This window comes from Mesorhizobium sp. M4A.F.Ca.ET.050.02.1.1, from assembly GCF_003997725.1.
Taxonomy (GTDB): domain Bacteria; phylum Pseudomonadota; class Alphaproteobacteria; order Rhizobiales; family Rhizobiaceae; genus Mesorhizobium.
On record NZ_RZSG01000394.1, the window covers coordinates 1 to 5,459 of the forward strand.

Sequence of the window (5,459 nt, forward strand, 5' to 3'; positions counted from 1 at the left end):
ATCTGGGAGCAGGCAGGCAGGCCCGAAGGCTCGGATATTCAGCATTGGGACCAAGCCACGGCCGAGATCGATGGCGAGGCCGCCAAGCCGAAAGCGAAGGCCGCGCCGAAGAAGGGTGCCGCCAAGCCAGCCAAAGCCGCCGCCGCCAAGACGGCAAAGCCTGCCGCCGCCAAGCCGAAGGCCGCTAAGTCGAAGGCGGGCAAGGGCTGAACAACCACGCTGCGCGCCGCTATCGGCGGCGGCTGTGAGCCTGACAATTCCGTCCTACCCCGTGGCGTTTCCGCATCGCAGGGGCGATGGCCAGTGCGCGCCGTCGCGCGTCGACAGAATCAACTCCCGGGGCACAGCATCAGATATCGGGGCAGGTCCTGGTTCGCGACGTCGGCGGGAACATCCCGCTTCAGAAGCATCCAAAAGAAGCGTCTTCAGCTCCTGCTCGCTGAGCCTGTCGATATGCTCGGCCGCGTCGAGGAGATCGACGACGACATCGACCCCCTTCATGTGAAGATGAGGCATCGCCGGTCCTCCCGGTTGCAATTCTGCGCTGCGCCAGCCGGTAGACTATCGGAACGCGGGACGGCCTCCATCACATTTGATTGGTGCCGCTGCGCTGCCTGTCATGACCCGGCGTTTGCGCATCGGGAACATTGTCGCGCCCGCGCCATTTCCTTTGGAGAGCAAAGGAGACAGTCATGAACTGGGATCAGATCAAGGGAAAATGGATGCAGGTCAGAGGCAAGGCCCAGGAGCAATGGGGCGACCTCACCGATGATGACCTCGACCGCATCGAAGGCAATCGCGATCAGCTTCTCGGGCGCATCCAGGAGCGCTACGGCATTGCCAGGGAAGAAGCCCAGCGGCAGATCGACGAATGGTCGAGACGACTCCACTGAACGCGACCTCGAGGGCGGTCAACCCGCCGGCTCCGGCCGGCGGGTTTTTATGCGCCGCGAAGGTTGCTTGCGCGATTGGAAAGCTTTTGCCGACCGCAGGGTAAATTTAGCTAATGCTAATAAAATGGGCTATAATGCGTAGCCAAGCCAACGGCTAACCCCCCTCGAAAAAAACGCCGTTGGTCAGGCTCAGCGGCCCCGCCCCCCGAGTCCGCTGGGCCGCCCTTTTCGATGGGCGGTATGACACCTCCTCTCGCTGAGTCCATCTGCATCTTCGCTCGTGAAGGCGGTCTGCCGCCGGCGCAGCAAAAGCCGGCGTCTTCCGGGCCCTTGCATGGAACCGGGGTCCGGCTCGCGGCTTATATTAGTCAGAGTGAAACTAGCGACATTCGACAGGGAGAAATCCAGATGGCCGACGACAAGAGCAACCGCGGCCTTCGTGACCGGGATCGCGTCTCAGCCGACGACGACTACGAAGTAAGGTATTTTGCCAAGCAGCATCGCATCACGCAGGACGAGGTCCGCGAGTTGATAAGCGAGCACGGCAATGACCGGAAAACCTTGGCGCGGCAAGCCAGGAAGCTGCGCGGATGACGAAGCTTTCCGATCTCGGGCCGCCGTTGACAGGCACCCGGCGCGGAAGCCCGCCGGACGAATATCCGGTATGCCATTTCTATCTCTGCCCCAGATGTGGCCAGCCTGTCGACATGCGCGACCTCCGCCAGGTGATCTGGCACCAGAAAGCGGAGCATGAGCGGCTGGAAGCAGACGCATGAAAACCAGGCTGCGCTATCGTCGGCCGGAATCCGATTGCCAGCCTGGCCGGCGGAGACCGACAGGTCCGGTCAGCCGGCGCAAATCGTCCGCGCCAAAGGACAATTCAGTCCTCGATCTCATCCCGGATGATGACGAAGCGGTGGCCGAGATTGTCCGGCGAACGGAACGCCTGGCTATCGCCATTACAATCGGAATGGGTGTTTGCCTGATCCTTGGACCGATCGTTTTCGTGACGCTTTTCTAAGGGGACTAAGTCGGACACTCTGGTTCGTTTGCGGATCGTTGGATATTTGCCGCCGGCGAGAGTGAAGGTGGGCCCGGCCTCCTCGACGTGTTGAAAACCCGCCACTCCTTGTCGGCTGGCGGATCTTCAATCGGAACCTCGATCTTATTCGATAATCTTGATCACCGTGCGCGTGTCGGGATCGACGACGACTGTCCGGTTGTCGATCACGGTGTAGCGGTATTTCACATCGGGCACTTCATAAAGCTCGACCGTATCGGGCAGGGCCGTGCCGACGTTGAGCTCCACGCCGGGAAGCTTGACCGAAGCCAGGGGCTGCTTCTTCACATATTCCCGGATGACCGTTTCCTGTTCCGGCGCAATAACCACGGTGTCGGCGGCGGCCGCACCGATACCGGCGAGCAGCAACAGCCCTGCGGCGGCTGCGGAAAAGTGCATTCTCATCATTTCCTCCTACGGATTGAAGTCGGGCGCGAGACGACATTGTTTTCGCGCTGGAAGCTCAACTGCCGTGAGAGGCGAACGTTCCCTGAAGAAGGATCTGCGGCCGGAATTGGCGGCATGGCCGCCGGCGCGCCAGCGGCGGCCACCAAGCGATAGCGGAAACGGTTGCGGATGTAGCTGTTGAAATATCGGCCCTTTGCGAAGGCGGCCCGGAAACCGGCAAAAGTCTCCGGCGGCACGTCCTCGAACTCGTAGCATTTGCCGCTGCCCACGAACCACACGCGCAGGATCCGCCTCTGGGTATCGTAGTCCGTCTTTCGGATCGAGGTCGACGGCATGGCATCCTTGCCAAAGGCTGCGAAAAGACCCGCCGGCGCTGCCGGCGGGAGAAGGTCTGGAGTAGCCAGAGTGTCTGGCGAATGAGAAACGATTGCGAAGTCGTTTTGTTGCGAACGACGCACCGCCCCGCCGCCGCCGCGCCTTAGACCGGAACCTTTAGCTGGCGCTTATGTTGTCCCTCCAGCACCCATCTCGGGTGAAGGAGAATGTCATGAACAACATCATCTGGCTGGTTGGAGCCATCGTCATAGTCATCGCGATACTGAGTTTTCTCGGCTTGAGATAACGGCCGTCGCAGCGGCGCTTTGCGTGGCGAGACAGGTCTTCGCCACGCCCCTAATGCGGCGAGCGCGTTAGTGCCGCGATCGCCTGTCGGCGTATTGCGCCACCGCGCACAGGAAGGCCAATGCCGCGGCGTCGCACGCTTTCCGGGACGGGCCCTTGGCGAACAGGACGGCATCCGCGGCCGGCACCGTCAACCCGTGTTTTTTGGCAAAAGTAATGACTTCATAAGGCTGCTCGTCGGGTAGAATCTTCTCGTATTCGTAATCCATAGATTACGTCCTCCCTGTTCGCGACGTGCCCTCCTTCGCCTGCCGCCAATCTAACGCCCGGCAGGGCATGCGAGTCCACCAATTGGCAATTGCGTGAAACGTTCCATTCCGCGCGCTGCGGCTCGGCGGTTGTAGGAATGAAGGCCTATGCGGAGCCGGGCATCGCGACAGCTTCAGCCGAGGCGCCTGATGCGGCCCCTGTCGAGGCGGAAGACGCCGTTGTTGCCACCCTGCCTTTCGAAGTCCGTCAGCAACTCGTCCCACAGCCCGAGGAACTCGCCGCAATCGTCGCAGACGATGCGCGTGTCCGGCTGCGCGTCGGCCGGAATCCTCAGCTTGATCGTCAGGCAATAGGGGCATTCCAGGAGGTGGTCGAGATATCGCGGGGTCATGGCTGTCCTTGCGAGCGGGTAGGGCCGAGCATGGCCAGTCGGCGCAGTTCCGTGAAGTGAGCGAGCGTTCAAGCGGGCTGCCTAAGCCCCTGCAAGAGGGCCTCTTCCTCAAAAATACCGTGCGCAAACAACTCCATGGCGCGGATGGCCAATTGCTCCGCCGCGGGCGAGCCTGCCGGGAGATCCCTCTCGAGGCATATCTGGTCGTAGGCCCTTTTCAACAGGCAGAGGTCATCCGGATAGGCGATGCCGCTGGTGGATTTCTTGGGCTCGATCAACGCTCCCTCCTCCATTGGGGCGGAAGCGCGATGCTCGCTCTCAGCCGGCGATGCCCTTGCCAGTTATCGCCGTTGACGGGATGTTACGCGCATCGTGAGGGGCGGTCCAGAAATTTCACCCAGCGCCGGGCGGCGCTTGGCCGGCAAACGAGCGCCGTCGATAGCCTCGACGTCGCCAGATCTCGCGATCGAGCAATTGGAACATTAGCCGCTTCGAATGGTTGAGGTCTGGCGCCTGACGTCGCTGCTTGGCGTCCCGCGCAGGCTGGTGGGCAAACATCGGCCGGCCCGCGCCATCGGTCCCTCCGTGGCGCGGGCTTTTTGCGGACGGCGCCCGACAACGGATGCTATTTTCCTTCCCGGCGTTTCTCGATCTCGTAGGAAAGCCAGCGGCAGAACATGCCGACAATGGATGCCGCGGCGCCGCCAAGCAGGCAGGCGACCAGCAGCGGGCTTTCCGAAGCGCTCTTCCAACTCACCACCGCAAGCAGGATCACGCTTGCCGTGGAGACCAGGTAGCCTGCGCCTTTCAGAAGATGGAGCGATGCCTTGGTCATTGCAGGAAACTCTGGCCAGCTTGCCCGGTTGGGCGACAGCTAACATACGCTGTTGAGGAGGTTCCGTTCCCTTCGCCGGCTCAACTAACAAGCTCGTCACTCCACGCGAGTGCGCGGGCCAGGGTTCCAGGAACAGGAAGGCGAGCGGGTGCCCGCCAGCACGGGAACGATGATTGGCGGGCACCCAGAGACCGCCGAGAAGGGACGTGTCCGGTGGTCCGCTTACCAATGAGTTGGCGAGGCTTCGGTTTCCTTGAAACCGACCATACCGGCCCTCTGCGCGTGGTGATGAGACTTCAGTCTCACGGCTGCCGGGACTGAGGTCCCTGGGGCGGAACGTTGCCGTGACGCGCCCGTTTTCTCGACAGTGCAATCGTAAGGAGAAGAACCATGGCTGACGGTCCAACGGTTGTGAATTCGGGCGGAGGTGGCACGGTTGTCGCGGTCGTTCTCGCGATTCTGGCGATCGTGGTTCTGCTCGTCTTCACAGGTGTCATCAACATCAATGGCGGCGGCAGCAAAGACGTCAACGTCAAGGTCGAATCGCCCAAGGTCGAGGCGCCGGCGGCATCCTCGCCGTCAGCGCCTGCGCCTGCGGCGCCCGCGCCTTCGGAACCCGCGCCAGCGGCCCCTGCGCCATCAGAACCTGCGCCCGCGGCTCCGGCTCCGGCCGCCCCCGCGCCGGCTCCGAGCGGCGGCTGATGCGTCGAAAAAGGACGAAGGCTCCGGCATGCTACGCCGGAGCCTTTTTCCATCGTAAGGATCGCCATCGCCACGGCTCGCTATTTCGCCGCCGGCGCGGAACCTTTAGCCATCGCTAATGTTCATCTTCCGATAGCGAACATCGCCTTCGGGTGCCGACGATCGGGACGGTAACAGCCGATCGGCCGCGCTTTACTGCCCATCTGTCGCGCGAGTGTTGGCACATTCGGAGATCGGCCATGAACAGGCGTCTGGTACTGCTTTCCTCTCTCTCTGCGG

Annotated in this window: 12 protein-coding genes; 5 read left to right on the forward strand and 7 right to left on the reverse strand. The window is 62.1% G+C overall.

Annotation, left to right across the window (positions count from 1 at the left end; translation table 11 throughout):
* From EOA33_RS22500 to EOA33_RS22515, 4 genes are all read left to right on the forward strand, one after another.
* A partial coding sequence (locus EOA33_RS22500) for a DUF2934 domain-containing protein (protein ID WP_127406627.1) occupies window positions 1-210 on the forward strand: 210 nt, incomplete at its 5' end.
* A 482-nt stretch (window positions 211-692) separates the two neighbouring features.
* On the forward strand, window positions 693-893 hold the full coding sequence (locus tag EOA33_RS22505; RefSeq protein WP_126055383.1) for a CsbD family protein: 201 nt from the start codon (window positions 693-695) through the stop codon (window positions 891-893).
* Between the two features lie 408 nt (window positions 894-1,301).
* Window positions 1,302-1,487: a DUF3606 domain-containing protein gene (locus EOA33_RS22510; RefSeq protein ID WP_126055382.1), complete on the forward strand. Its 186-nt coding sequence runs from the start codon at window positions 1,302-1,304 to the stop codon at window positions 1,485-1,487.
* Window positions 1,484-1,669: a hypothetical protein gene (locus EOA33_RS22515; RefSeq protein WP_126055381.1), complete on the forward strand. Its 186-nt coding sequence runs from the start codon at window positions 1,484-1,486 to the stop codon at window positions 1,667-1,669. The genes EOA33_RS22510 and EOA33_RS22515 overlap by 4 nt, the downstream gene beginning before the upstream one ends.
* Before the next feature lie 104 nt (window positions 1,670-1,773).
* Here the strand turns inward: EOA33_RS22515 and EOA33_RS22520 are convergent, their stop codons facing one another.
* The 7 genes from EOA33_RS22520 to EOA33_RS22550 form a co-directional block, all read right to left on the reverse strand.
* Complete coding sequence (locus EOA33_RS22520; RefSeq protein WP_127400000.1) at window positions 1,774-2,019, reverse strand: hypothetical protein; 246 nt, start codon at window positions 2,017-2,019, stop codon at window positions 1,774-1,776.
* Window positions 2,020-2,058: 39 nt separating this feature from the next.
* Window positions 2,059-2,358, reverse strand: a complete 300-nt coding sequence (locus EOA33_RS22525) for a DUF1236 domain-containing protein (RefSeq protein WP_126055379.1) — start codon at window positions 2,356-2,358, stop codon at window positions 2,059-2,061.
* Complete coding sequence (locus EOA33_RS22530; protein ID WP_126055378.1) at window positions 2,358-2,696, reverse strand: KTSC domain-containing protein; 339 nt, start codon at window positions 2,694-2,696, stop codon at window positions 2,358-2,360. The genes EOA33_RS22525 and EOA33_RS22530 overlap by 1 nt, the downstream gene beginning before the upstream one ends.
* A gap of 354 nt (window positions 2,697-3,050) precedes the next feature.
* Window positions 3,051-3,251, reverse strand: coding sequence for a hypothetical protein (locus EOA33_RS22535; RefSeq protein WP_126055377.1), 201 nt, complete (start codon window positions 3,249-3,251; stop codon window positions 3,051-3,053).
* A 173-nt stretch (window positions 3,252-3,424) separates the two neighbouring features.
* Window positions 3,425-3,643 carry a hypothetical protein gene (locus tag EOA33_RS22540; protein ID WP_126055376.1) on the reverse strand — a complete coding sequence of 73 codons (219 nt, stop codon included), beginning with the start codon at window positions 3,641-3,643 and terminating at the stop codon, window positions 3,425-3,427.
* Between the two features lie 68 nt (window positions 3,644-3,711).
* Complete coding sequence (locus EOA33_RS22545; protein ID WP_127406628.1) at window positions 3,712-3,921, reverse strand: hypothetical protein; 210 nt, start codon at window positions 3,919-3,921, stop codon at window positions 3,712-3,714.
* Between the two features lie 347 nt (window positions 3,922-4,268).
* The gene (locus EOA33_RS22550; protein ID WP_126055374.1) at window positions 4,269-4,478 is read right to left on the reverse strand and encodes a hypothetical protein; all 210 of its coding nucleotides are present in this window, start codon (window positions 4,476-4,478) and stop codon (window positions 4,269-4,271) included.
* Between the two features lie 390 nt (window positions 4,479-4,868).
* Here EOA33_RS22550 and EOA33_RS22555 point away from each other — a divergent pair, with 390 nt between their 5' ends.
* On the forward strand, window positions 4,869-5,180 hold the full coding sequence (locus EOA33_RS22555; RefSeq protein WP_189363045.1) for a hypothetical protein: 312 nt from the start codon (window positions 4,869-4,871) through the stop codon (window positions 5,178-5,180).
* Window positions 5,181-5,459 lie beyond the last annotated feature (279 nt).